The following is a 23897-nucleotide window of genomic DNA, read 5'->3' as shown; positions in this document are numbered from 1 at the left end:
AGATAATAACTCGATATCTTGTACTATACGGGACAGGTTTCATGATCCCTAGGATTCAGATAAATGAATATAGATAAAGCAAAAAAACGTATTGAAAAGCTCGCTAAAAGAGGCTTTAAAGGCTACCCAATTGTATCATTCGAGTACTTTGGTGCAACGGCTGACACTGCGACAGAAGTTGTGGTGACATTTACGGCAGAAGAAGGTGCTGCGCCGCAAGCTCAAAAATTTGCAAGTAAAAGTGATGCTCGAGAAGATGAAACGATTCAATCAGTATTAGTTAAAACAATTGAACGTACAGATGCGAGCACAGTGACGCAAGTTGACGGTGTGTCGATTATTAAGTAATGCGATGATCACGACGTAAACAAAAATCTGTAGGGGATATTGCTCCCTACAGATTTTTTAGTTTTTAATTAAATCGTTAAAAACTAAAGATAACGCCAGTTGAGAACATTGCACTAAGATCATAAGGTAAAAATGTTTTATCGCGGTCAATATAGTTAAGATCCGTTCCTGCTCTGAAGGCAATATTATCCGTTACTGCAATAACCCAACTAGCCGAAATACTGACCCCAGTCGCTTCTGAGTATCTCATTTCGTTACTCCCAAATCGATTTTGCTTACCCTCATATTCGACCCAACCCGCTTCTAGCTGTAGTGACATTTTAGGTCTATTTACGAGCTGCTTTTGTGCCCCAATGCGATATGTTTTTAACCTGTCGTTATCAAGATATAAAAATTGTGCTGAAGTATGGCTGTAAGATAAATAGACGGCATCCAAGCCTAAGGTATCGGTCAAACCGAGTTGTATTCCTGCACCTGAAATACCAGTCCCTTCATAGGGGCCAATTTTCATTTCTGGTGAAATATGTACCGTATTAGCCAGCGCAGATGTTGAACTGATCAGTAGTAACGGAATAAGTATCTTATGCATAGGATGCGCCTGTATTAAAAGAGTAATAATTTTTAGTTAATACTATTTAAATATGCGGCGGGGGGCTAAACGTTATGCCTTATCTGGCTGATAAGCATTACTTATGATTAAGCTGTAATTGTGTTTGAATTACACCTGAGATTAATTCATATAACCAGTTAAACAGCGCACTATTACGGTGTCTGGTATGGCAATAACTGTAAACGTCAATATAGAAAGGTTCACCTTGTATTTCCACGTCTAGCGCTCGTAGGTTAGGATATTGCTGAATCGGAAATAAATTAGTGTGGGGCAAATACATGTCGGTATGTTGAATAATATCCAGTAATACCATGATGAATTCAGAGCGAAATCCGACTTTATATTCCAAACCATGGGCTTTCATCGTTTCAGCTGCAAGGCTAAAACCTTCATTCCATCCGGGTGATATCATCGACGCAATTTCATAACCCGCATAATCATCAGGGGTGGTCAGTAGGCGTTTAATGGGATGAGATTCTCTGACGATCACTTGGCCGCGTAAGGCTGCTAATTGTTTGCTATAAACTTCTGCTGGTGCTGCAATATCATAATTAATGCCAATATATACATCGTCTTTTTGAATGTCTTCAAGCGTGGAACGCGACCAGCTCACCAATTCAATACTGGCATTGGGCGCTGATGCTTTAAGAGCTTGATAAAGTGCACCTGACAAACATGATAGTACGACGGGGGATAGGGCAATTTTAAGCGATGTATCCAGAGTGGCAGGATCAAAACTTAAGCTGTGATTAATACTGTTTGCTAAGCCATTTAAATGCGGCGCAATGGACGTCGCGAGGGCCTCTGAAAATGGCGTGGCTTTGAGTCCGGTCGGTACCTTAACAAACAGTTCATCATCAAAGTGATGGCGCAACTTGGTTAATGACTGGCTAATAGCAGGTTGGGACACAAATAATCGCTCTGAGGCCTTTCTCATGTTGAGTTCTTGAGAAAGGATCAGAAAGACCTTTAATAAATTCAGATCTAATGTGCTATAGAGATCTTTTTTCATGCCGATCCTGCCGTTAAAAGGGGAATAATTTCTAGTCTAATCAAGTTTGTATTAATAAGACAGTCACTTTTTATAAGTCACCTTGATCAGTTTTAATAATTAATGAGTTAACTCACCATTACAGTGCGACTAAGTACATTATTGAGTTTATCTTCGATTACTTTTTTAACAATCTCAGCGCTAAATTTATATAAGGGTACATGGTGGTTTTTTTCAAGATAATAGAATGCGTGATTGATTTTGTTCGGCAGTTTGTCATTCAGCCATTGCGGTTGGATGCATACCATATCGTCGTCGCAAACAGAGGCGGATAATGTTTCTGTGAGCGCCAGAATATCAGAATGTTTGGCCAAGCAGTTAAGGACTGACATACTTGCTGAGCGATATTTTAAATCGAATAACTTAAAATCACGAGACTGGAACAAGGATTCACTTTCAAGGCTATCGGGTAATAGGCAGCCGCCCAGTGGATATTGATGAAACTCTGCTTGTTGCATGCCACCTGTAACCCAAGGGTGATCTTTTCGAGCCACGATCATGCCTTGGCTTTGGGTTAATGGAATGCAGCGTATTGATTTTGGAGTGCTGATCGGATCGAAATTCATTGCCATATGGACACGCCCCTCAATCATGTCTTTCATGGTATTTTCTGTCCACGTCGTGACATTTATTCTGGCATTAGGCAAAGATTCAAACATGATTGATGTGGTGAACTCGGTGGCAAAACTTTCTAAAAACACACTTGATACCGCCACGGTGAGTTCACCATGAAAGTTCTCTGGTTCAAAATAGCTCACCGGTAATAATAAATCGTCAATGGCCTGAATATTTTCGCTTAAGCCTTCACTGATTAGGATCGCGCGTTGTGTCGGTGCTAACCCATTGTTGGCTGAATAAAATAAACGGTCACCAGTGAATATGCGTAATTTTGCTAATGTTTGGCTGACAGCTGATTGCGTAACACCTAATTTTTTCGCTGCAACTGTGGTGCTTTTAGCCTGATAAATAGCATTAAATATACGCAGGTAATTGAGGTTTATTTTTTCATTATAATTGGTATGCATAAGTTTTTCCATCACGGTATTCGTGGTTTTATTAGTATCGCTAATAGCGGCTATAAGTGGTATTAAATGGCTGCTTCATTCATATTTCCCACCAAGTTAATCGACTCGTTATATCGTTATTTGGAGAAAGTCATGGGTATGAATAAAACGTTATTATCTTTAATTGCAGCTGGTGTGATCAGCGCAACCTGTAGCGCAAGTGTGTTTGCTAATGAGTCTCTGGAATCTCAGAATGATCAGGAGTACCATGATGCCGATCCGAGAAACAGTAACTTCAGAGCCGCTGTATTTTCCAGTGATGCTGGCGAATTAAAACTACTTGCTGGTGGCGGTGCTAGCGGATTAAGCAGTGATATATCGCAAACAATCGGCTTCGCTGAATATTATACTCAGTCTAACAATGCCCGTGTTCGCGCTGCTCACTTCGACCGCTTTGGTGGTGCATACATGGATCTTTATCGTTTAGACGATGCTGCTGGTATGTACACCGCGGGTTATATGCTGCCGTTAGAAAGTGATGATGGCACATTGTTTTTTCCTTCATTGAATTATACTTATATCGATTTTAAAACCGCAGACCTGTCCGAACTTGCTAATTCAGCCATGGCTGGTTCACCATTATCAGTGAGTGGTTTTTCAGTAAGTGATGCTGATATTCAGCAAGCACTCAAAGGTAATGATGCTCATCTTGGTTCCGTAAATCTGTATGCGGTACACCCTTGGAGCGAGACTCACTTTTCTGTATTCAATGTCAATCTTGGTTCATCGTATTCAGGCGTTGATATGCAAGTGGCTAATATTATGTGGGTACAAGGTATTAAAACTCACGTTGCTGATAAGACCATTAACATCATGCTTGAAGTTAAATACGATTCAATGAAGATCCAAACTGAACAAAGTAATTTATCTGATGGTGAAGAAAGATCAGAAGAAGTCACAGTCTCTGTCGGTGTTGATTATCGATTCTAATCGCCGCTACATTTGCTAGCGCTATATTAAGCGTTATGATTATCGATTTATCATTGCTGTATTATCAGTTTATGACTTGCTATTAATTAATTTTAATAGCAAGTCATAACATAAATTGTGCAGTAATGATAAATGACATAAAGAAGGGATTAAGCAGTAAAATTACTGATTTTTGTTAGTCGCTGGAAATACCTAAACCGTTACGCAGCGCAAACTGGATTAGCTCTGCTGGTTTATCCAGTTCTAAAATATCTAACATGCGATATTTATGAGATTCGATGGTGCGTGGGCTTAAGAATAGCTTCTCTGCACATTGTTTAGCACTATCACCTTGCGCTAATAATGTCAGGACGGCACACTGCTTTTTACTCAGCAGTAGTAACTTTTCATTTTCATTTATATCTTGTTGCAAGTTGAGGGCAAGGGTTGAATGCTGCCAATAGCATAGCCACATTTCACACAAGAGCTTGAGGCGTTTTAGATCCTCGTTACCTAACGGCTGATCATTATCGCCAAATCGAGTAAAAGACAGCGCTCCCCACTTTTGTCCAAATAGTTGCAATGGAATAATGCAATGCCAGCGCCCACCTTGCTCGTGTAACTTATTCAGTACTAAGCACTTATCTTTTTGTAATTCCTGTGCGGTAAAGCTGTTCCAATCATGTTTGGTTTTTAATAACTTAAAGTAGTCCTGGTAATTACCATCAATAAAATGCTGCTTAATTAATGGCGGAATACCGGCTTTTTCGACCGACTCGGTTTTACCATTATTAAGTAAGATCATCGAGTTAGGAAATAGTGTAAGCCTATCAATATTAAACCAATCCAATGCATCCATAGCGATCTGACGCCAAAGTTGAATGAAGTCTTTTGGAGAGCTTGAAATTAACGCGTTCGATTGCGCCATGAGCAGTTGTTCGAAATCATTATGAGTAGATTCAGGCATTCTTAGTTCCATGTTTAACACGCAAGTGCGAGTGTGGCAGTGCTAGGATTAAAGTATTTGCTTAAAAGCACTAGCGTAAAAGTACTGCAAAATAGACTTTGTGAGCTTGGATTATGGTTTCAGTGATGTAAATCAATTCACTATTTTATTCAGTAAATTTACTGCTTACTGAATACCTTAGCATATGGAGAATAGCCCGTGATGATTTTATTCACAAATTAGTAAAGCAATCACAGGACATTATTATGTTTAAAAATAAGACGTTTTTGCAATTGTCGATAGGTGCAGTGCTTGCCTCGACTGCAACGGCAAGTTTTGCGACCACCGATGAGAACCGTCCTAATATCTTAGCCATTTGGGGTGATGATATTGGTATTGATAACATCAGTGCTTATACGCATGGACAAGCAGGTCATTGGACTCCCAATATCGACCGAATCGCCAGTGAAGGCGTGTTATTTACTGATTACTATGGCGAGCAATCTTGTACCGCTGGCCGTGCTGCATTTATCACGGGTCAACATCCAATCCGTACAGGTCTAACTAAAGTCGGTATGCCGGGTTCTACACAAGGCATGCGCCAAGAAGATCCAACCATTGCTGGTATGTTGAAAGACAAAGGTTATATGACGGGTCAGTTTGGTAAAAACCATTTAGGTGATCGCCCTGAACAACTACCAACAGCCAATGGTTTTGATGAATTCTTTGGTAACTTGTATCACCTTAATGCTGAAGAAGAGCCTGAGCACGCTGATTACCCTAAAGGTGCTGGCTTTAAAAAACGTTTTGGCCCGCGTGGTGTTATCCATTCGTACGCTGATGGTCGTACAGAAGATACGGGCGCGTTAACCAAGAAACGTATGGAAACGGTTGATGAAGAATTTCTTGCTTCAGCACTCGACTTCATTGATCGCGCACATGAAGAAAAGAAACCTTTCTTTGTTTGGTTTAATGCCACTCGTATGCACGTTTGGACGCATCTGAAAGAAGAGAGCAAAGGCTTATCTAAGCGTGGCGGTTTATATGGTGATGGTATGGTCGAACACGACAACATGGTTGGTGTGTTGCTGGATAAGCTCGATGATCTTAAGATTGCCGATAATACTATCGTTCTGTATACCACTGATAACGGTGCAGAAAAATGGTCTTGGCCTGATGGTGGTACTTCACGCTTTAAAGGTGAGAAGAACACTACATGGGAAGGCGGTTTCCGTGTTCCTGCGATGGTGCGTTGGCCAGCTAAGATCCCTGCGGGTCAAGTCGTTAATGAAATCACAGCACACAATGATTGGGCGACAACATTCCTTGCTGCAGCAGGTGAACCAACAATCGCAGCAGATCTGAAAAAAGGCACTAAGTTAAACGGCAAGAAATACAAAGTGCATTTAGATGGTTACAACTTGTTACCTAATCTCATTAAAGCTAAATCTACCACAGCTGATGACAATAAAGATTGGCCACGTAAAGCCTTTGTTTACGGTACTGATAGTGGTGATGTTGCTGGCGTACGTGTTGGTGATTGGAAAATCCTTTACTCGTACCAAGAATGCCACGGTATTGAAGCATGGCGCTGTCCGATGACAGAAGGCCGCATGCCGTATGTATTCAACTTACGTCAAGACCCGTATGAATCAGCATTTGATACTGCTGGTGCATATGAAACTTGGTTGGTTGAACATCTACCGTACATGTATATGGGCGCTGGTTATACTTTCCAGTGGTTAAATACCTTTAATGAATTCCCACCACGTCAAGTACCTGGTTCATTCTCAATCGATAAGATTGTAGAGAAAATGCAAATTTGGGAACGTGCTCAATACCAATAATCATGACTAATTGATTATGCACAAGTAACGAGCTGCTTAGGTAGCTCGTTACTACAAACTAAGGAGGGTTTGCTACTACCACACCACTGCATCGATAATTAAGTGAGATACCATGACTAATAATCTAAATAACATGATGGATAAAAGCATCGCTAAAAAAGACGTAAACATGTACAACCCGCATCAACCGACTAAGCGTATGAACATCATGACTAAGCCAACGGGTTCAACGTGTAATATTGATTGCCAATATTGCTATTACCTCAGTAAAGAAGAACTACTGGGTGATAAAGATGATTGTAAGCCAGTCATGAAAGACGACATGTTAGAAGAATATATCCGCACTTATATCGAGCAACAAAATCATTCCGAAATTGTTTTCCATTGGCAAGGTGGGGAACCAACACTACTGGGTGTTAACTATTTTCGTGACGTCGTGCGTTTGCAAAAAAAATACGCACCAAAGAATGTCACTATCGAAAATAACATGCAAACCAACGGTATTTTACTCAATGACGAATGGGGCAAGTTCTTAGCAAAGAATAACTTCATGGTCGGTATTAGCATTGATGGACCAGAAATGATCCACAATACCTATCGTGTAAACAGAGCTGGGCGAGGCACGTTTAAGCAAACATTTGCAGGCATCAAGATCCTGCACAAATACAACATAAGTTTTGCCACGCTAACTTGTGTTAACAATTTAACTGGTGATAACGCACTGGAAATATATCGTTTTTTACGCGATGACGTTAAATCTAAACAAATGCAATTTATTCCCATTGTTGAGCCTAAAAGCTTTAAAACGACCGCGCCGCAGCATTGGAAAAATGAAGAGGTCATATTTCAAGGTATGCCTGAAATGGATCCAAGTCACCGGAACTCTGTGGTTGAAAGCTGGTGTGTATCACCGTCGCAATGGGGCAAGTTCCTGTGCACTGTGTTTGACGAATGGTTAGACAACGACATCGGTCAAATCAACGTACCTTATTTTGAAGCAAGTATCGAAGCATGGATGGGACGTGTAAACCCATTATGTACCCTTGCTCCCATGTGTGGCAAAGGTCTGGCTATCGAAGCCAATGGCGACGTATTCTCGTGCGATCACTACGTTTACCCTGAATATAAGCTCGGTAACATCAAAGATAAAGCGCTAGAAGATATGCAATTCTCAGCGGGACAGGAACAATTTGGTCGTGCTAAAGAAGCAAGGTTACCGAAACAATGTCGCGAATGTGAATATCAATTTGCGTGTTTTGGTGAGTGTCCTAAAAATCGTTTTATCAAAACCTTAGATGGTGAGTCCGGCTTAAATTATCTGTGTGGTGGTTGGAAGCAATTCTTCAGTCATATCGACCAATACATCATGATGATCATCGTCAGCATGGGTTATAACGTACATAAAAAGATTAACGCTGACGCCATGAAAATCAAATTTAAATAAAGGTACACGCAATGAAAAAAATACTCATTACAGCGCTATTCAGTGTCGCGAGTCTATTATTGGTTGGTTGCTCAAGTATGGCATCATTATTTCTAGAACGTGATAATGCAACAGATCTAGCAACTGTAACCACTAACATTATTACTGAAGATGCGGCCTATTTCCCTAACGACATCGTCGAGCCGTTGATCGACCAATCATTCGCGACGATGGCTCGAGAATATAAAATGTACGCAACGTATTTTAATATCTGTCAAAAGGCGCCTGATGATGCGGTATGTGAAGCACCGTATAAAAAAGCAATGACACGCTACAAGCAAGCTAAAGCAAATCATGATGTATTAAGTCTGTTGTGGACTTCAGATTTGAAAGACATTGAGATCCCGCCAGCTGCAATGAATGAATTGGGTGAGCTATTGGTTAAACTGGATTATTTACCTCTTAATAAAGGTCAGGAAAGAAATCAAAGCGGTAAATTTACTGTAGAGCAAATAAGCCAAGCTACTTATCATTGGATGCAAAATAAGGGCTTACCAAAGACAGAGACTATCTTGTTATTACATGAGGTATTAATAAAGTCTGACGCACTTAAATTAGCGATTTAGATTAAGAAAATATTTAGCATAGTTAAAACTAGGAATGATCCATGATGAAATACGTTGTTAAGCAAATAATTGAAATACCAGCTAAAGCCATCATGGTTGCAATGCCGTTGGTTGTTAGCTTATTTATCGCATTATTATTGACGACGAGTGTTCGCGCGACAACATTTGATAGCGCTACTCTTTCTGAAATTTCGCAAAGTAAAGAGGCGCCGCTCCAGCAGCGTGTTGCAGCGACAATGGAGCTGGGTAATATCAGCGATCAAAATGCCATCATTGCTATTGGCCGAGCAACACGTGATGACGCGGTTGAATTACGACGAGCTGCTATTTTTGCGGTCGAACATTGGCAGCATTCAGCGCGCTGGGATATTATATCGCCACTATTGAATGATGCTGTAGAAAGCGTGCGATTTGAAGCAGCATTGGCCGTTGTTACTTTATGGCCTATTTTAAATGAGGATCAACGACAAGTACTCGGTGAACAGATTGAAGCATATATGTTGGCATTGCCAAATGATGATGCAGCATTGGTACAGCGCGCCTATTTATATCGCGTTCGCGGTGATTACGAGCAAGCTGAGATCGTCTTTACAGCCGCATTAAATCGCAATATAGGTAATAACGATAACTTCATGTATTTAGAATATGTGGAGCTGTTAAAATCCACCGACAGAAACCAGCAGGCAATCACTTTACTTGAAGATGTTGTGCAAACTCAGATCACTCAACAAGGTAAAGCCAGCAGTGAATTGTATTTTAGTTTAGGCTTAGCGCACTATCGTGAAAAAAACAGCGGTGCTGCAATTGCAAATATTAAACTCGCTCATGAAGAAAATGACCAGGATGCACAAGTCAGTTATACCTTGGCATTGCTGACTAAAGTACAAGAACCTATGGCGGCCGTTGAACTGTTGTCACTGGCTTATCAAGTAAATCCGCAACCTAAATATTTGTATAGCTTGTGCGAGTTACAATTACAACAAGGCATAGATGCGAGTAAGTGTCTGAGTGATTTACGTTTGTTAATCCCAGTACAGATCGTTGATGATTTAATCCTGTCGGTTAAGTAGTTATCCTCGATTGTCCTATTCATCTTATGTTCAGTGTTGATATATATAATAATGTTCATTTAAACTGCACTTCCAGAGAATAGTGATGAACCTTGTTATGACAAAATATAAATTACGCTTAAGTTTGATTATCACCGCGTTTATCTTAATCTATAGTGCGGCGCTGATCGGGTTTGAAAATACACCTGAGGACCCTCATTATTTGACGGCAGATACACTGCCTGCATTTCAACAAGCGGATTTTGATCTTTATTTAAAAGAAACAGAGCATTGGCTGCGTGCTAACCGCGTGTTTGATTCGGCAGATGAAGACAAAGAAATTAAAGCAAACTTACCTTATGAGATAAAGCCAGAAAACCCCAATGGCCAGGGGGTATTATTGGTACACGGACTTGGGGACTCCCCCTTTTCATTTATTGATATCGCAGAGCATCTCGCGCAGCAGGGCTATTTGGTACGAACAGTATTGTTACCTGGTCATGGTAGTAAAGTGGGTGATTTGATATTACCGACGCTCGCTGATTGGCAAGGTGTTGTTGCGCATCATACTCAATTACTCAAGCAAGATGTTGATCAAGTTTGGCTTGGCGGCTTTTCGACGGGGGCTAATTTAGTGACATCGCAAGCGATTAACGATGATGAAATTACTGGGCTATTATTATTTGCGCCCGCATTCAAGTCGGGCACTTTTGTGGCCGCTTTAGCGCCGGCTGTAAGTCACTTTATGACTTGGGCTGATCGCGATCCTGAAGATAACTATACCCGATATAATTCATTACCGATGAATGCTGCCGCTGTTTATTATCAAACCTCAGAGATTGTGCGTGATGCTCTAGAGAAGGCTGGTTATGACAAACCGGTATTTATGATGATGAGTGAGGGCGAGCATGTGATTGATACGGATTATGCGCAGAGCATGTTTAGTCAAATGATGACCAATACCAGTAACAAGTTAGTGTGGAAGGGCGAAGTACAGCCCGATGACACCCGCGCGGTTCGTTTTAGTATGGATTTGCCACAGCAGAGAATATCGAATGGTTCGCATGTAGGTCTGTTATTTTCACCGCTAAACCCTGTTTATGGTCCTGATGGGGAAATTACAATTTGTGATAATGGTCAAAGGGAAGTTGACGAAGCTAAATGCCAAGCTGGTGAAGAAGTATGGTATTCCGCTTATGGTTACCAAGAACCAGGGAAAGTTTATGCAAGGTTAAGCTGGAATCCCTATTTTGCAGAGAGTATGGCAATACTTGATGACGTGATGCAGCAAGGCACATTAAAATCATCGATAGTATTAACTGACGCCCTTTTCGCTCCTATTTTAAAACCGCTTACACTAAGTATGTAAGCCTTAAACACTAAAAGGAGGTAAATGCCTATTGTTTATGTCCTTTTAGTTGATTTTATTTAGCATGACGTTATCTTATAAAAATAAATAAAACATTATAGTAACAACCTATCTACAGGGTGAAGGATGTAGTATTCATTATGCATAAGAGTAAAGGGTTTACCCTTATTGAACTGGTTATCGTGATCATCGTACTCGCCATCCTTGCCGCAGTCGCCATCCCCCGGTTTATCAATATACAATCAGATGCTCGAGTCGCTGTGATTAAAGGCGTTGCAGGGAATTTTAGCTTTGTTGTCGATCAAGTCAATTACGCCGCGATAATGCAAGGCGTTGACGATCAAACAGGGGTTAAAGTGGATGTCGGTGGTGTTGCTATCAATACTTATTATGGTAAGCCGCAAGAGATTTGGGATGAAAGATTGGCAGAGCTAATGAACAGTAATGTGCATTACTTAGGTAATGGTTACTTTCGACGAGAATCTCTAGGTGAAGAGTGTACTCAAGCACCATTGTGTGTCGTCGATCAGACTCCTGCAGCTAGAGTACCTGGTGGTTATACCCAAGGTTGGGGAATGTTGTTTGTGCCAAACGGTAAGTCAGTCGAAGACGGGTGTTACGCGTTTTATGCGTTTAGAGTGCTAAATGGTGTCGTCGTATACAGTGAAGTGTCTACTTTTGAAAACGGCTGCTAGTTAAAAATAAAACGGCTGTGATAGAAAATGACAGTGATATAAAAGCAAAAAGGGGAGAAACAGTTACTGTTTCTCCCCTTTGGTTTACTTTCTGCTAGCTGAGGGTCATTTACTTAAAAGTGAATACCGTTCTCTAGTGAACTGATACGTGCTAATGACAAGGTATTAATGCCTTTGTCTGATAGCATTTTAGCACCAGACTGGAATGATTTCTCAAACAAGATACCAACGCCAACGAGTGTTGCGCTAGTCTGAGCCAGAATTTCTAATGTACCTTCAACCGCATTACCATGTGCTAATACATCATCAATAAATAATACACGGTCATTGTCATTAATGTGTTCAACATTACAATTTAATTCATATGACGAATTTTTAGTAAAGCTAAATACATTGGTTGTTAGTACGTTTTCAGGATCTAACATACTACGTTTTTTCTTCATGACTACTAATGGCACATTCAGTTTTAACGCTACTAACGTCGAGATAGCAATACCGCCACTTTCGATAGTTAGGATTCGGTCAATTTTAGAGTCTTGAAAGTGGATAGCTAATTGCGATGCACACCAGTCTAAAATTTGAATATCAATTTGCTTAGTTAAGAAGCTACTTGCGTCTAAGGCTACGTTGTTAACTGATTTTCCGTGCTCTAAAATCGCTTTTTCTAATAAGTTCATGTGTTCGTCCCTAAATTATGAAAGTGCTAAATAAACAATAAATAGTAGTGCTAGTGAGTAAATTATCGGATGTACTTTTTTGCCATCACCTTGCACTAACATTACGAAACAGTAACTGATGAAACCCATTGCCATACCGTTTGCAGGCGAGAAGGTTAACAAGCTAAATACCATGATAAAGAATACTGGAATTGCAGATTCTTTTTTGTCCCAGTTAATCATCGCTAAGTTCTTAATCATGTAAATACCGATTACAACTAATGCGGGTGCCACAATCGCAGTGGTAAAGATTGAGAACACAGGGAATAGGAACATAGAGATTAAGAACAGCACCGCAACCGTGATAGCACTGATACCTGTTTTAGCACCCAATGATGAGGCTACAGCAGATTCAGAGTAAGCAGTAATTGATGTAGTCCCTAATACCGTACCAATGATAGTGCCACCTGAATCGGCAATTAATGCAGATTTAGCGTTTGGCACTTTTCCGTCTTTACCGATAATACCCGCGTCACGGCCAACACCAACAATCGTACTCAAGCCATCGAAGAAGTCGACAATGAAGAAGATAATAACCAGGAATATTAAGTCACTCATTTTTGGCATTGTCAGTTGTGACAAGTCAAAGATAGCACCAAATGTAGGGGCTAAGCTTGGTGGCATAGAAAATACTTCAGTTGGTATGGTAATCAAGTTACTACCAAGGAAGTGATCGCTTAATAAGCTTAGAATAATCGATGAGATAAACGAAATAACAGTCGCTAGTTTCATATCTCGGACTAAACAACCAATAGCAATGAAGATGCTGACCAGCGCAATGAACACTTTTGGATCGTAGACATCACCCATGCTCACCAGAATAAACGGGTTGCTGACGATGATACCGGCATTTTTAAGGCCTAAAAATGAAACGAACAAGCCCAGACCAACAGCAATACCGAGTTTTAAATCTTCAGGTATGGCTTCAATCATCACCTTACGAGCGGGTGTTAAGCTTAGAATTAAATATAGACAACCAGAAAGGAAAATAGCAAATAGTGCTTCATGCCAAAGTAACGAGATACCGCCACCTAATAAGATAGCTTTAAAGAAGCCATTCATCGACATGCCCGGCGCTAACATAATAGGGTATTTAGAGAACGCACCCATAATGAATGTTGCAATCGCTGCAGACAGTGCGGTAGCTGTAAATATTGAGCCTTTGTCTATCCCTTCGATGCTTCCTAAGATTGCCGGATTCACTGCTAAGATATAACTCATCGCTAAAAAGGTAATTAAACCCGCGTAGATTTCATTTTTTACAGTTGCGCCACGCGCAGACAGGAGGAAGTACTTGTCCATTAATAAACATCCATTACTATTAAGTTGGTTGATTTAAAATGACAATATTCCGAAGTATAACTTTGGGTAGGGGAACCATACCTAAAAAAGGTACAATTATCCTGCTTCATTGTAGGTCTGAAATTTACGGTTTCAGAGTAGAGACTTAAGGCCCATATTGCCAAAATTATACAACGTCACATTGCTTGCGGGGCATCTTAAAGATGTTGACGCGGTTGTCAATTTTTTTGTGTGGCGGCAATATTCAAAACACGTAGATAACTCGCGGGTTAGTCGCTGCTATTATTATGTAGGACTACTACTTATAGGGCTTTGGAGGGATTTACCTCGCTAACGAGGTAATATTGAATTATTTTTAGGGCTCTGACTTTCTGGTCAATATTTGAACAAGGTGATAATATGCTTTATACAGTCATATTTGTTTAAAAAGTAGTACAGCTGCTGGTAAATCCATCTTTTTAAATGCTAAAACGAAAAATGGTGAGCCGAGGCTCACCATATCTATTCATCACTGCTATTAATAGGCAGGTATCAATATCTACATTTAAGATTCAGTTATTATACTGAGTCTTAAATGTGTCTTATTTTTTAAGTTCAGCGATTGCTTTCGTTAATTCGTCAACTTTAGCGTTTAGCGCGTCAACTTTAGTGCTATCAACACCAGAAATTTTAGTGAACACTTGATTTACACGAGTTTCTAAAACGTCAGTCGAGATTTTTTTATCAGACAATTTTTCTTTTGCTGTTTCTTCAATTTTAGTGCCTTTAGCAACTAATTCTTCAAATAATGTTGAAGATTTATCTGATACTTTGTTCGCTTCATCAATGCTTTTACCGTATGCACCAAGACCTGCTAACCAAATATTTTTAGCAATTTCGTCTTTGCTGCTCCAAAGTTTCTTCGCTGTATCAACTACGTTTAATTGTGTCATGGTTTTATCCTTTCAGGGTGCGTTTCGATTTGTTGAAGCCAGAATAGGGTTTTAAATTAGAAAATGCATACAAATTATGGATTAAGTTTTATAGAAAAATAAAGATTAATTAGAATGGATTTTCAGTTTTACTGTGGTCAACTTAAACGATAAATACTTCGCGGTATAATCGTCCTTGTTGCCCATCGTTAGGATTAACTAAGTTGGACTCGGTTAGTAAAGAGGAAAAGGAGAGGGACGAGGTGTTAAATATTGAGCTATTACTTTACTCTTTGTAACCATATCTTATTTTAAATGAGCAATTAGCTTCTGATCACAATAATTTAATTTTATTCAGCAGTCGTTTCTCTACGATGACGACTATAATGGTTTGGCAGACTAAAAATGGCTCGGCAGACTACATTTAATTGAGATCTAATTGAGAGGCTAACAGTGGAATTTCATATATTAGTAAAAGATGGCTTGGCACTTATTTCACGTATAAAGCATGAGATTAGCTTTATTCGTGCTTGTAATTACACACAAGCAAATCTAGATATTTTACACACAGCTTCTTTTAATTTAGATTCTGCGGCAGACTTATTGAATTACGCTAACGAACTTGCCTTGAATAATAATATTGCTGCAGGTGAAAAAGTGCTGATTGCCAGTGATGCGATCAAACACGTCCAGTCAATGTTATCGCGTCAATTTGATGCAGAGATAGACTGTGGCGAGAAACCTTGGTTTAAGGCTGTGACAGATAATATTGGTATTTGTGCTTAGTTATAATCGACTTAACATAGACCTAAATTAGATTGTTTTTTCTATATTTAAATCATGCATTTGAGCTATTCATCATAGTTTCAATCAAAAAAACCCTGCAATGTAAGTGAATGTAAGTGTCCCCCGTTATTAAGCCATTATTCCATGTTACTGTACTTCGCGAAAGTGAGGGTATATAGCTAATAGGGAATAAAGGTTATACGATGGATTTTATGAATGATTACGCTAAACTGCACCAGAATATTGTCGACCTTATCAAGCAAGATAACGAGTATGGTTTTTCCATCACCGACAAAGGCTTAACTTTTACCAGTGTGTTTCAACCCATTTTTGACCGCGAACATAATATCTACGGTGTCGAAGCGCTCGCCAGAATTTTTGATTCCGATGGTGCTACGATCAACCCCCATGATTACTTTGAATCTATTCGTCATGATGACGAGTCCAGTGCGATTGCCACGTTAACGTGTGCCATTATCCATATGTTAAACTTCTCTTACTCTTGTCACTACGATAAAAAACTGTTCATTAATGTTACCCCTGTTATATTTGAGATCTTGTCTAATCATGATATTGCGGTTGATACCCTTGTTAGGGGGTTAAAGAAAATCGGCCTATCTCCAGCGCAATTAGTTTATGAAATTATTGAATTCGAAGGGCGTAATCTTGAGTCGGTATTAAACGGGATCCAGAAACTCGCAGGTTTTGGTATCGAAGTCGCGATTGATGATTATGGTAGTGCTTATTCGACTGAAGAGAGAGTTCGAAGTGTTAGACCTGATTATTTGAAAATAGATAAAAGTATTGTCGATTTACTCGCAGCATTTAAGTACAACAAGTTTCATCATGCTGTCAGTCTCGGGCATTTGATTAAAGCAAAGACTATTGCCGAAGGTATTGAAACTGAAGCGGTATTTGAGCGTTGTGTAGCGTCAGGGGCTGATTATTTTCAGGGATATTATTTAGCCAAACCACAGCGGCTAGAGCGTTTAGCAAGTGTCGCTAGACCACATAAGTGATAGCGTCTAGTTAGGCCATTAATGTTAGCCAGCTATTCTTTAGCTGGCTAACATTACCCGTTTACGCTTCTTTGTGACGTTCTGTTAAACCAAAATCATCTAAGATGCCATAGAAGGCTGGTAAGATTAAAATAACCAATAGTGTTGATGCGATTAAGCCAAAGATTAACGCCACAACTAAGGGGATAATGACTTGTGCTTGAATGCTTTGCTCCAATAGTATTGGCATTAGACCCGCAGCCGTTGTTGCTGTCGTGATTAAAATCGCGCGGATACGGTTAGTAGTTGCATGGATAGCCGCTTGCCTAATGTCATTGCTTTTGACTAGGTTCTCTTTAATAAACTGCACCAGTAAGATCGAGTTATTCACCACTATCCCTGCTAGCGACGTAAAGCCTAGCATTGACGGCATCGTCAGATCGTAATTCAGCATGAAGTGGCCCCAGAACACGCCGATAAGCGCGAGCGGTATAGCTAACATCACAATGATAGGTTCAATATAACTGCGGAACTGAAAACTGAGAATAGCAAATACAACAAACAAACCTATCGAGAAACTCTTTACCATCGAGTTCCCCGTTTCAGCTGTCGATTCTACTTCACCACCTAAACGCACTTCAATGCCAGGGTATTTCTGTGTTAGCGTTGGCACGAAGTCTTTTTGCATACCAGCCATTAGCTCAACGGTATTAGCTTGTTCTTTATCGATATCGCCTTTTAATGACATCGTTCGAATGTTATTAATGCGGTTTAACTGGCTAACACCACGACCCCATTCTACTTTTACAATACTGGCCAGCGGCACTTGGCTTCCATCAGCAAGGGTAAACGGAAAGTCTTCATAATAAGCCAGGTCAGAACGATACTGCTCTGCCAGTCTCACGTCCAGTTCGACATTTTCACTGCCAATTTGCAACTCATCAACGGTGATACCGAAAAATGCGGCGCGCAGTTGCATAGCAATATCTTGTCCTGTGACGCCAAATGTTTCAGCACCGGGTAATAACGACATGCGCAGTTCTGGTTTACCATCACGTAGATTAGTAATGATGTTACTTACGCCATTAAACTGGGCAAGGTATTGCGCGAGTTCGTTACCCGCATCTTTTAAGGTCTGAATGTCAGGGTGGCTTAATTCAATATCAATCGCACGGCCAGCCGGACCAATCGCCGGTTCACGGATTATTAAGTTGGTGACCCCAGGAATAACTCCGATTTCTTGTTGCAGCGCCGCTAAATAATCAGCCATACGGGTATCACGTTTTTCTGAAGTCAGCAAATCAACAAAGATAGTCGCGACATGTTCACCACTTTCACCGGCATCGGGATTCGTACCACTTTGGACTGTAATGTATTTAAGTAATGATTCATTATCAGGCTGCTCACCAAATTGGGCGCTGGTTGTTTTAATATTGTTGGTAATACGAGCCACTACTTTATCTGTTTTCTCCAATGGTGTGCCCGGTGGCATCAAGACCGTAATTTGAACCCAGTCACCTTCAACTTCAGGGAAGGCTGAAAAGCGTAACATGCCACTTGAAGCCAGCGAGATGGTACCAATGAATAAGGCAATAATACCTGCTGTGACCATATAGCGACGGTCGACCACAGCACCAATCACTTTAGGTAAAATAGTAAACTGGAAGTATTCAAACTTCTTATTAAAGCGGCCTTTAAAGCTATTTTCTGCAACGCTGTCATCGGCATCTTTTACTGACGCGTACAAGTGATGCGGCAAGATCAAAAACGCTTCAACTAGCGAGACGCTCAAGGTGATCACTAAGGTTATCGGGATGACTTTCAGTACTTCACCCATGTCACCTTCAAGAAAGGCCAGTGAACCAAAGATAGCAACTGTGGTTAAGAAAGACGAAAAAACCCCGTTTTTAACCCGATTAACCCCTTTAACAATACCAGCGAGTTTGTCTTCGGTTTTAGATAGTTCATGGGCGACACTTTCGGATAATACAATGGCGTCATCCATCAATAAGCCAATGGCGACGAGCAATGCAACCATCGACATTAGGTTTAAGCTAATCCCCACTAATGACAGTACATACATGCTGGCAAGGAAGGAAACAGGTAGACCCATGGCAACCCAAATAGCATAACGCCACGGGAAGAATAACCACATAACCAGGAATACTAAGATGAAACCCTGCCAACCATTTGATAGCAGCAGATCAAGACGGTCTTTGGCGACAGATGCCATGTCTTTAGTGAGTGAGAATTCAATGTTGTCGGGGGTTTTTAGTTTTTCATCGACAATAAACTGTTGCACTTCTTCAAGTACATCAAGCGAATCATCGGCTTTTGATTTTTTAATATCTAGCATGGTACCTTCTTTACCATTTACCGATATTTTTGATTCATCTAACTCAAAGCGTTGCGTGATCGTCGCGATGTCTTTTAGTTGTACTTTACTGCCATCTTCGTTACTTAAAACAATGATCTCACCCAGATCGCGTGGAGTATAACGCTGGGCATCAAAACGCAGTAATATCGTACTGCTTGGGGTATTTAAATTACCACTGGGCATCTTCACATTTTGTTTAGCAATTTGATTTGCTACATCTTGTACAGAGACATTCAGTTGGCGCAGCGCGACTAAATCAAGTTCGACACGTAACTGCGGGTCAGAGAAACCATTTATCTCAACTTGAGCTATGCCTTTTAAGCGTTTTAGGCGGCGCTTAACATCTTCGGCATAGAGTTTAAGTTCTTGTTTATCCATGTCACTGTAAATCACCAGACTGACCACATCGTCATAGGTCATCAGTTCTTTTACAACTGTGGTTTCTACTTCATCAGGGAATTGGTCAATAGCGTCAACTTCGGTTTTAATATCCGATATAAACGTAGTCCCATTACCGTCGTGCGTCATTTCTGCAGTCGTAACCGCCATGCCTTCGCTAGCGCTACAGGTTAGTTTTTTCAGGTTGTTGATACCGTCTAGGGCATCTTCTATCGGTAAACAAATTGCTTGTTCGACATCTTCAGGGCTCGCACCAGGGTAGGGCACAGAGATCTGTGCGATAGTGACGGAAAAGTCAGGAAATGTTTCCCGTTTCATATCTGGCAGCGTGATTGCACCGAGAGCTAAAAACATCACCATGACTAAATTGGCAGCCGTTGGGTGTTTGGTAAAGAACTGGATCATGATTATTTATCCTCTGTCCATACTGTTGGTGCTAGCTTTAAACCATTAGCGACAGGGATAATATCGGATAATACAATTTGCTGACCAGCTTCCAGACCTTTGGCCTTAATGGCAGCAACTTGGTCGCGGATAAACAGTACTTCAACTTCTTGCAGTTGGAGTCTGTTCTCTTCATCGACCAAGTATAAACGGTTGTTATGTAGCGCTTGTAATGGCACGGTTAATTGCTGTTGTGCTTGACCATTAACGGTTACTTCAACAAACATCCCCGATATAATTGGGCTGTCAGTGGGATCGTTACGTTTAATGAACTCAAGGAAATCAAAGTCAGCTTCAACCACTAATCCTGCGGTACCTAAGCGAGCATCAATTTCACCTAAAATACGGGTTACTTTACCTTGCCAATGGGTTTCTGATGACGAGTTTCGTAAGGTTATTTGTGCAGTTAAGTTAGCAATGGCAATATCTGGCACGGCATTGAGGTTATCGAGTATTTCTTGGTCTTGCTTTAAGCTGTGTATCAAACGGCTTAATTGGCTGGTGGGCATTTTCGCTTCGACTTCTAATTTTGACACATCATGCGCCAGCATTAGACTGGTACCCGTAGACACAAACTGTTGTAGCTCGGCGCTAACATCAATAATACGGCCGTCAAATGGCATGGTAATAATGGTATTTTCTAAATCCAGTCGGGCTTGATCAACTTGACTCTGACCTTGGGCTATTTGTGCTTGTAGGGCTTTTTTACGCGCTGGTAGTTGGTTTACTTGTGCTTTTAAATCATTTAGCTGTAACTGAGTATTGTATAACACGCGCTCTTGCTGTTCTAAACTCGACGCTGATATTGTGCCTTTTTTGTTTAATTTGATATTACGTTGGTATTCTTTTTCTTCTAAAGCGAGGGTTTTCTTTTCGACTTGGTATGAACGTGTTAGACGCTGTTCTTCAATATCTAGCTTTTCAACTTCTGAATTAATATTGTCTAAATTAGCTTGTGCTGTGATGAGGTTTAACTGATAAGACGCAGGGTCGATACGCAACAGTTCCACGCCCTCATTAATAAAGGTACCACGCTGTAAACGTTCATTTTTGTAAATCACTTTACCGCTGACTTCGGTGATCCCTTGCCACTTATTTTTAGCCACGACATTGCCATAGCCTTTTACTGCTGGGGCTATATTCTGGGTTTGTATCTGGCTGACATAAACGCTTTGTGCTGGCTCAATCACTTCTAATACAGTGTCTTTTTTCATGATGGCATTATTTATTGCCATGATACCTAACCCTGTTGCAACGCCGATAGGTAGCCACAGTAGTTTAGATTTCTTCATTGTATTGCTCCGTAGTGATTGAGTTAATTAATAAAGTGAAATTTTGTTGTGCTAGTTGACGGTAAAATTGCGTGTCGATAGCGGTTGTTGTTAATTGTTGGAGCAAAGGCTTAAATGCACAAGGAAAGATGCATAAACTGAGCATTTGTACGGTTAATATTTCCGGATCAAGCTCAGGTTTTATATCACCTTTGGTTTGTAGTTTAATGAACATGTTTTTAATCAACTTGAAGGATTGTTGGGGCCCTTCTTGAATGATGTGTGCTTTAATTTGCGGGTTATCATTGCTAGTCATGTTGCGTCTGACGATATTGTGTAAGCTTTTATTCTCTTGCATGGTGGTGTAGTAAAGCGAAAATATATCATGCAGGTGCTGTACTTGTGGTTTCGCGACATAACGTTTAAAAATATCTAACATTGGCTGACGATATTGCGACATGGATGCGTGAAATAAACCTTCTTTATTTTGAAAGTAATAACGGATCATCGCTGGTGTGGTATTGGCTGCCGCAGCAATTTTACGGGTGCTAATTTGGTTATATTCATGTTTGGCAAAGAGATCAAATGCCACTGTCATTAGATGTTGGCGAATATTGGTGTCGGAAGATTTTGTTGGTCTGCCTATATGACGAACTTCGGTGTCGCCTTTGTTATCATCTTCAGTATCGTTGTGATCCATGTCTATGCCATCATTAATTAATCAGTTGGATAATTCTGAACCTGTTTAGTTAAATTATCCAGATGAATAATTTCCCGTTTTTACCGTTTTGGATAAATTAGAGGTTCAGCGTGTATCGGTTACTTACTACTGACTCATTGCCATATTAACTTATAGTTAAATACAGACTGCTTGCTAATATACTGATTATTCAAGCTCATTACTGTGCGTTAGCCCTAAGCAGTATAATTCCAGAGGGCCAGCTAGCATATCCATCGTCAACGCTGTTTTTGAAGTATTACAGTTTAAGGCTAGTGCGAAACCGTGTAGATAATCGACTAATAAATCGAGTCCTTTTTTGGCTGCTCTCGGCGTTAGCTGGAGAGGACTGATGACAATCTCAAAACGATCGATGAATACTGCCGCCGGACTTTCACTCTCCATCGATAGGAGTGTTTCGAGTAAGCCTGGATAACTGTTTAATAGCTGTAAATAGCTGTTACACAAGTTATGTAATTCTGATTGCCAACCTTCATAATCTCGCTCATCCGTGTTCTTTGGTTGATAAATATCAGTAATCAGTGAGGTTGTGATGGCTTCAAGCAGGGCATTTTTATTACTAAAATAATGATAAATGGCCATCGCATCAATCTGTAATGTACTGGCAAGCTTGCGGATACTTGGAATCTTGCCTTCCTCTTGCATAAACGCTTTTGCAGCTGTGATGATAACTAAACTGCTGAGTTGGCTGCTTGAGCCTCTTGGTCGACCGCGTTTTTTATCCTTGACAGACATTGTTGATCCTCGCTAAACTATTTTGTAAATTCTACGCTGTAGAATATTTTATACCAAAACAGTGTAAAAGCAATGTAAAAGCCAAGACCCTTAACGATTAACGATTAACGATTAACGATTAACGATTAACTGTAGTTTGAGTATTGGCTGTGAATACGGTGAGTAGTGAACCAAATATTGAAACTGAATATTGAAGTCAAATACCGAAATAAAAACTTATATAAAATAGTGGAGCACAAGATGTCGAATAGCGTTTTTATAGCAACAAGTTTAGATGGATTTATCGCAGACAAGGAATGCAGTGTCGATTGGTTACACATGATCCCAAATCCAGATGGTGATGACATGGGTTACGAAGCATTCGTTGAGCGTATTGATGCCATGGTGATGGGACGTAATACGTTAGATATGGTATTAAGTTTTGGCGTTGATTGGCCGTATACAAAACCGGTGTTTGTATTAAGTAATACATTAACATCGGTACCTGCGGGTTATGAGGATAAGATCTTCTTGCTTAAAGGTGACATTAAAGATGTTGTTGAGCATATCAATGCTCTGGGTTTTAAGCGCTTGTATATTGATGGTGGCGTAACGATTCAACAGTTCATGCAATCGGATATGATTGACGAGTTAATTATTACCACTATCCCGGTTGTACTCGGTGGCGGTTCTCGTTTATTTGGTGATCTGGACGCAGCCGTTAATTTTAAATTGCTTAACAGCGAAGTACTTTTAGACACAATTGTACAAAATCAATTTGTTCGAGCTAGTTAAACTATATTGGAACTATATTGGAATTGTATTGAAACCAAAGTTCAAAAAGGAACTTGGTTACGATCAGTGGTTACTGATTTAAGCCTAGTTCTTTTTGCAGCTTTTTCGTCAGCCCTAAAGACACGATACGATAGGATTCTGTAAGGTAATAGCTTAATTCCTCATCCGTCTCTATTTTGCTTTCGAAGTGTTGTATCCATTTCATTCCACGGGAAGCAAAGTAGGGGGCTGGTTTATAACCAGCGAGATCACTTAAGAAATTAAAGTTAAGTTCTGAGGTTTTAAAAATGAATGCCGCTTGGTTATCTTTACTTAAACCGCCAATCGCAAATACCTTACCACCAATCTTCCACACATGAGCATTGTTCCACTGCATGACATAGGTGCTGGCTGATAGTGATCCACAAAATTTATTGAATTCATCGTAAGTCATTAGTGAGTCCTTGATATGTTATGGGTGATACTTTGATCTGCGCTGATTAATATACGCATGCAAAATAACAATTAA

At 40.2% G+C, this 23897-nt stretch carries 23 protein-coding genes and 1 riboswitch; of the genes, 11 read left to right on the top strand and 12 right to left on the bottom strand.

Translation table 11 applies throughout. The annotated features are described in order from the left end of the window. Window positions 1-63 precede the first annotated feature (63 nt). On the top strand, window positions 64-348 hold the full coding sequence (locus JFU56_RS03810) for a hypothetical protein (RefSeq protein WP_198435966.1): 285 nt from the start codon (window positions 64-66) through the stop codon (window positions 346-348). A gap of 76 nt (window positions 349-424) precedes the next feature. On the opposite strand, the gene JFU56_RS03805 is transcribed toward JFU56_RS03810, so the two are convergent. The 3 genes from JFU56_RS03805 to JFU56_RS03795 form a co-directional block, all read right to left on the bottom strand. Beyond that, window positions 425-937, bottom strand: a complete 513-nt coding sequence (locus tag JFU56_RS03805) for a hypothetical protein (RefSeq protein ID WP_198435965.1) — start codon at window positions 935-937, stop codon at window positions 425-427. A 97-nt stretch (window positions 938-1034) separates the two neighbouring features. Next, complete coding sequence (locus JFU56_RS03800; RefSeq protein ID WP_198435964.1) at window positions 1035-1970, bottom strand: LysR family transcriptional regulator; 936 nt, start codon at window positions 1968-1970, stop codon at window positions 1035-1037. A gap of 107 nt (window positions 1971-2077) precedes the next feature. Next, window positions 2078-3034, bottom strand: coding sequence for a LysR family transcriptional regulator (locus tag JFU56_RS03795; RefSeq protein ID WP_198435963.1), 957 nt, complete (start codon window positions 3032-3034; stop codon window positions 2078-2080). A gap of 132 nt (window positions 3035-3166) precedes the next feature. Between JFU56_RS03795 and JFU56_RS03790 the strand changes: the two genes are divergently transcribed. After that, entirely contained in the window at window positions 3167-4003 is an 837-nt protein-coding gene (locus JFU56_RS03790; protein ID WP_198435962.1) for a hypothetical protein, read from the top strand. 175 nt (window positions 4004-4178) lie between these two features. Here JFU56_RS03790 and JFU56_RS03785 read toward each other — a convergent pair whose 3' ends face one another. Further along, on the bottom strand, window positions 4179-4949 hold the full coding sequence (locus JFU56_RS03785) for a response regulator transcription factor (protein WP_198435961.1): 771 nt from the start codon (window positions 4947-4949) through the stop codon (window positions 4179-4181). A 245-nt stretch (window positions 4950-5194) separates the two neighbouring features. On the opposite strand from JFU56_RS03785, the gene JFU56_RS03780 reads away from it, so the two are divergent. From JFU56_RS03780 to JFU56_RS03755, 6 genes are all read left to right on the top strand, one after another. Then, window positions 5195-6775 (top strand): arylsulfatase, encoded by a 1581-nt coding sequence (locus JFU56_RS03780; protein WP_198435960.1) that lies wholly within the window; start codon window positions 5195-5197, stop codon window positions 6773-6775. A 112-nt stretch (window positions 6776-6887) separates the two neighbouring features. After that, complete coding sequence (locus tag JFU56_RS03775) at window positions 6888-8219, top strand: anaerobic sulfatase maturase (protein ID WP_198435959.1); 1332 nt, start codon at window positions 6888-6890, stop codon at window positions 8217-8219. 11 nt (window positions 8220-8230) lie between these two features. Further along, complete coding sequence (locus tag JFU56_RS03770) at window positions 8231-8824, top strand: hypothetical protein (protein WP_198435958.1); 594 nt, start codon at window positions 8231-8233, stop codon at window positions 8822-8824. Window positions 8825-8865: 41 nt separating this feature from the next. Then, window positions 8866-9894 (top strand): hypothetical protein, encoded by a 1029-nt coding sequence (locus JFU56_RS03765; protein WP_198435957.1) that lies wholly within the window; start codon window positions 8866-8868, stop codon window positions 9892-9894. Between the two features lie 97 nt (window positions 9895-9991). Then, on the top strand, window positions 9992-11242 hold the full coding sequence (locus JFU56_RS03760; protein WP_198435956.1) for a carboxylesterase: 1251 nt from the start codon (window positions 9992-9994) through the stop codon (window positions 11240-11242). 140 nt (window positions 11243-11382) lie between these two features. Beyond that, the gene (locus tag JFU56_RS03755) at window positions 11383-11937 is read left to right on the top strand and encodes a type II secretion system protein (protein ID WP_198435955.1); all 555 of its coding nucleotides are present in this window, start codon (window positions 11383-11385) and stop codon (window positions 11935-11937) included. A 113-nt stretch (window positions 11938-12050) separates the two neighbouring features. Here the strand turns inward: JFU56_RS03755 and JFU56_RS03750 are convergent, their stop codons facing one another. The 3 genes from JFU56_RS03750 to JFU56_RS03740 form a co-directional block, all read right to left on the bottom strand. After that, window positions 12051-12614: a xanthine phosphoribosyltransferase gene (locus JFU56_RS03750; RefSeq protein WP_198435954.1), complete on the bottom strand. Its 564-nt coding sequence runs from the start codon at window positions 12612-12614 to the stop codon at window positions 12051-12053. Window positions 12615-12629: 15 nt separating this feature from the next. Further along, the gene (locus JFU56_RS03745; protein ID WP_019442987.1) at window positions 12630-13955 is read right to left on the bottom strand and encodes an NCS2 family permease; all 1326 of its coding nucleotides are present in this window, start codon (window positions 13953-13955) and stop codon (window positions 12630-12632) included. Window positions 13956-14047: 92 nt separating this feature from the next. Next, window positions 14048-14149: riboswitch (purine riboswitch) on the bottom strand. A 387-nt stretch (window positions 14150-14536) separates the two neighbouring features. Then, entirely contained in the window at window positions 14537-14887 is a 351-nt protein-coding gene (locus JFU56_RS03740) for a phasin family protein (protein WP_017220730.1), read from the bottom strand. A gap of 432 nt (window positions 14888-15319) precedes the next feature. On the opposite strand from JFU56_RS03740, the gene JFU56_RS03735 reads away from it, so the two are divergent. Both JFU56_RS03735 and JFU56_RS03730 read left to right on the top strand, forming a co-directional pair. After that, entirely contained in the window at window positions 15320-15652 is a 333-nt protein-coding gene (locus JFU56_RS03735) for a hypothetical protein (protein ID WP_198435953.1), read from the top strand. 203 nt (window positions 15653-15855) lie between these two features. Beyond that, entirely contained in the window at window positions 15856-16671 is an 816-nt protein-coding gene (locus tag JFU56_RS03730; protein WP_198435952.1) for an EAL domain-containing protein, read from the top strand. A gap of 61 nt (window positions 16672-16732) precedes the next feature. Here JFU56_RS03730 and JFU56_RS03725 read toward each other — a convergent pair whose 3' ends face one another. The 4 genes from JFU56_RS03725 to JFU56_RS03710 all read right to left on the bottom strand — a co-directional run bounded on the left by JFU56_RS03725 (window position 16733) and on the right by JFU56_RS03710 (window position 22615). Continuing rightward, on the bottom strand, window positions 16733-19831 hold the full coding sequence (locus JFU56_RS03725; RefSeq protein WP_198435951.1) for an efflux RND transporter permease subunit: 3099 nt from the start codon (window positions 19829-19831) through the stop codon (window positions 16733-16735). Window positions 19832-19833: 2 nt separating this feature from the next. After that, complete coding sequence (locus tag JFU56_RS03720) at window positions 19834-21162, bottom strand: efflux RND transporter periplasmic adaptor subunit (protein WP_198435950.1); 1329 nt, start codon at window positions 21160-21162, stop codon at window positions 19834-19836. Continuing rightward, window positions 21149-21841: a TetR/AcrR family transcriptional regulator gene (locus JFU56_RS03715; RefSeq protein ID WP_198435949.1), complete on the bottom strand. Its 693-nt coding sequence runs from the start codon at window positions 21839-21841 to the stop codon at window positions 21149-21151. Before JFU56_RS03715 ends, JFU56_RS03720 begins: the two co-directional genes overlap by 14 nt. Before the next feature lie 186 nt (window positions 21842-22027). Beyond that, window positions 22028-22615: a TetR/AcrR family transcriptional regulator gene (locus JFU56_RS03710; RefSeq protein WP_198435948.1), complete on the bottom strand. Its 588-nt coding sequence runs from the start codon at window positions 22613-22615 to the stop codon at window positions 22028-22030. Window positions 22616-22855: 240 nt separating this feature from the next. Here JFU56_RS03710 and JFU56_RS03705 point away from each other — a divergent pair, with 240 nt between their 5' ends. Beyond that, window positions 22856-23389, top strand: a complete 534-nt coding sequence (locus JFU56_RS03705) for a dihydrofolate reductase family protein (protein WP_198435947.1) — start codon at window positions 22856-22858, stop codon at window positions 23387-23389. Window positions 23390-23459: 70 nt separating this feature from the next. Here the strand turns inward: JFU56_RS03705 and JFU56_RS03700 are convergent, their stop codons facing one another. Continuing rightward, window positions 23460-23822, bottom strand: coding sequence for an MmcQ/YjbR family DNA-binding protein (locus tag JFU56_RS03700; RefSeq protein WP_198435946.1), 363 nt, complete (start codon window positions 23820-23822; stop codon window positions 23460-23462). Between the last annotated feature and the right edge of the window lie 75 nt (window positions 23823-23897).

This window comes from Moritella sp. F3, assembly GCF_015082335.1.
Taxonomy (GTDB): Bacteria; Pseudomonadota; Gammaproteobacteria; order Enterobacterales; family Moritellaceae; genus Moritella.
Note: the sequence above shows the minus strand (reverse complement) of the source record. Positions and strands in the feature narration are given on the sequence as shown.

Excerpts from the sequence above, each read along its gene's own strand:
- JFU56_RS03805 (WP_198435965.1), bottom strand. The coding sequence starts at position 937 with ATGCATAAGATACTTATTCCGTTACTACTGATCAGTTCAACATCTGCG.
- JFU56_RS03760 (WP_198435956.1), top strand. The coding sequence starts at position 9,992 with ATGACAAAATATAAATTACGCTTAAGTTTGATTATCACCGCGTTTATC.
- JFU56_RS03790 (WP_198435962.1), top strand. The coding sequence starts at position 3,167 with ATGGGTATGAATAAAACGTTATTATCTTTAATTGCAGCTGGTGTGATC.
- JFU56_RS03745 (WP_019442987.1), bottom strand. The coding sequence starts at position 13,955 with ATGGACAAGTACTTCCTCCTGTCTGCGCGTGGCGCAACTGTAAAAAAT.
- JFU56_RS03775 (WP_198435959.1), top strand. The coding sequence starts at position 6,888 with ATGACTAATAATCTAAATAACATGATGGATAAAAGCATCGCTAAAAAA.
- JFU56_RS03705 (WP_198435947.1), top strand. The coding sequence starts at position 22,856 with ATGTCGAATAGCGTTTTTATAGCAACAAGTTTAGATGGATTTATCGCA.
- JFU56_RS03715 (WP_198435949.1), bottom strand. The coding sequence starts at position 21,841 with ATGGATCACAACGATACTGAAGATGATAACAAAGGCGACACCGAAGTT.
- JFU56_RS03780 (WP_198435960.1), top strand. The coding sequence starts at position 5,195 with ATGTTTAAAAATAAGACGTTTTTGCAATTGTCGATAGGTGCAGTGCTT.
- JFU56_RS03770 (WP_198435958.1), top strand. The coding sequence starts at position 8,231 with ATGAAAAAAATACTCATTACAGCGCTATTCAGTGTCGCGAGTCTATTA.
- JFU56_RS03755 (WP_198435955.1), top strand. The coding sequence starts at position 11,383 with ATGCATAAGAGTAAAGGGTTTACCCTTATTGAACTGGTTATCGTGATC.
- JFU56_RS03730 (WP_198435952.1), top strand. The coding sequence starts at position 15,856 with ATGGATTTTATGAATGATTACGCTAAACTGCACCAGAATATTGTCGAC.
- JFU56_RS03785 (WP_198435961.1), bottom strand. The coding sequence starts at position 4,949 with ATGCCTGAATCTACTCATAATGATTTCGAACAACTGCTCATGGCGCAA.
- JFU56_RS03765 (WP_198435957.1), top strand. The coding sequence starts at position 8,866 with ATGATGAAATACGTTGTTAAGCAAATAATTGAAATACCAGCTAAAGCC.
- JFU56_RS03710 (WP_198435948.1), bottom strand. The coding sequence starts at position 22,615 with ATGTCTGTCAAGGATAAAAAACGCGGTCGACCAAGAGGCTCAAGCAGC.
- JFU56_RS03725 (WP_198435951.1), bottom strand. The coding sequence starts at position 19,831 with ATGATCCAGTTCTTTACCAAACACCCAACGGCTGCCAATTTAGTCATG.
- JFU56_RS03740 (WP_017220730.1), bottom strand. The coding sequence starts at position 14,887 with ATGACACAATTAAACGTAGTTGATACAGCGAAGAAACTTTGGAGCAGC.
- JFU56_RS03720 (WP_198435950.1), bottom strand. The coding sequence starts at position 21,162 with ATGAAGAAATCTAAACTACTGTGGCTACCTATCGGCGTTGCAACAGGG.
- JFU56_RS03795 (WP_198435963.1), bottom strand. The coding sequence starts at position 3,034 with ATGCATACCAATTATAATGAAAAAATAAACCTCAATTACCTGCGTATA.
- JFU56_RS03750 (WP_198435954.1), bottom strand. The coding sequence starts at position 12,614 with ATGAACTTATTAGAAAAAGCGATTTTAGAGCACGGAAAATCAGTTAAC.
- JFU56_RS03800 (WP_198435964.1), bottom strand. The coding sequence starts at position 1,970 with ATGAAAAAAGATCTCTATAGCACATTAGATCTGAATTTATTAAAGGTC.
- JFU56_RS03700 (WP_198435946.1), bottom strand. The coding sequence starts at position 23,822 with ATGACTTACGATGAATTCAATAAATTTTGTGGATCACTATCAGCCAGC.
- JFU56_RS03810 (WP_198435966.1), top strand. The coding sequence starts at position 64 with ATGAATATAGATAAAGCAAAAAAACGTATTGAAAAGCTCGCTAAAAGA.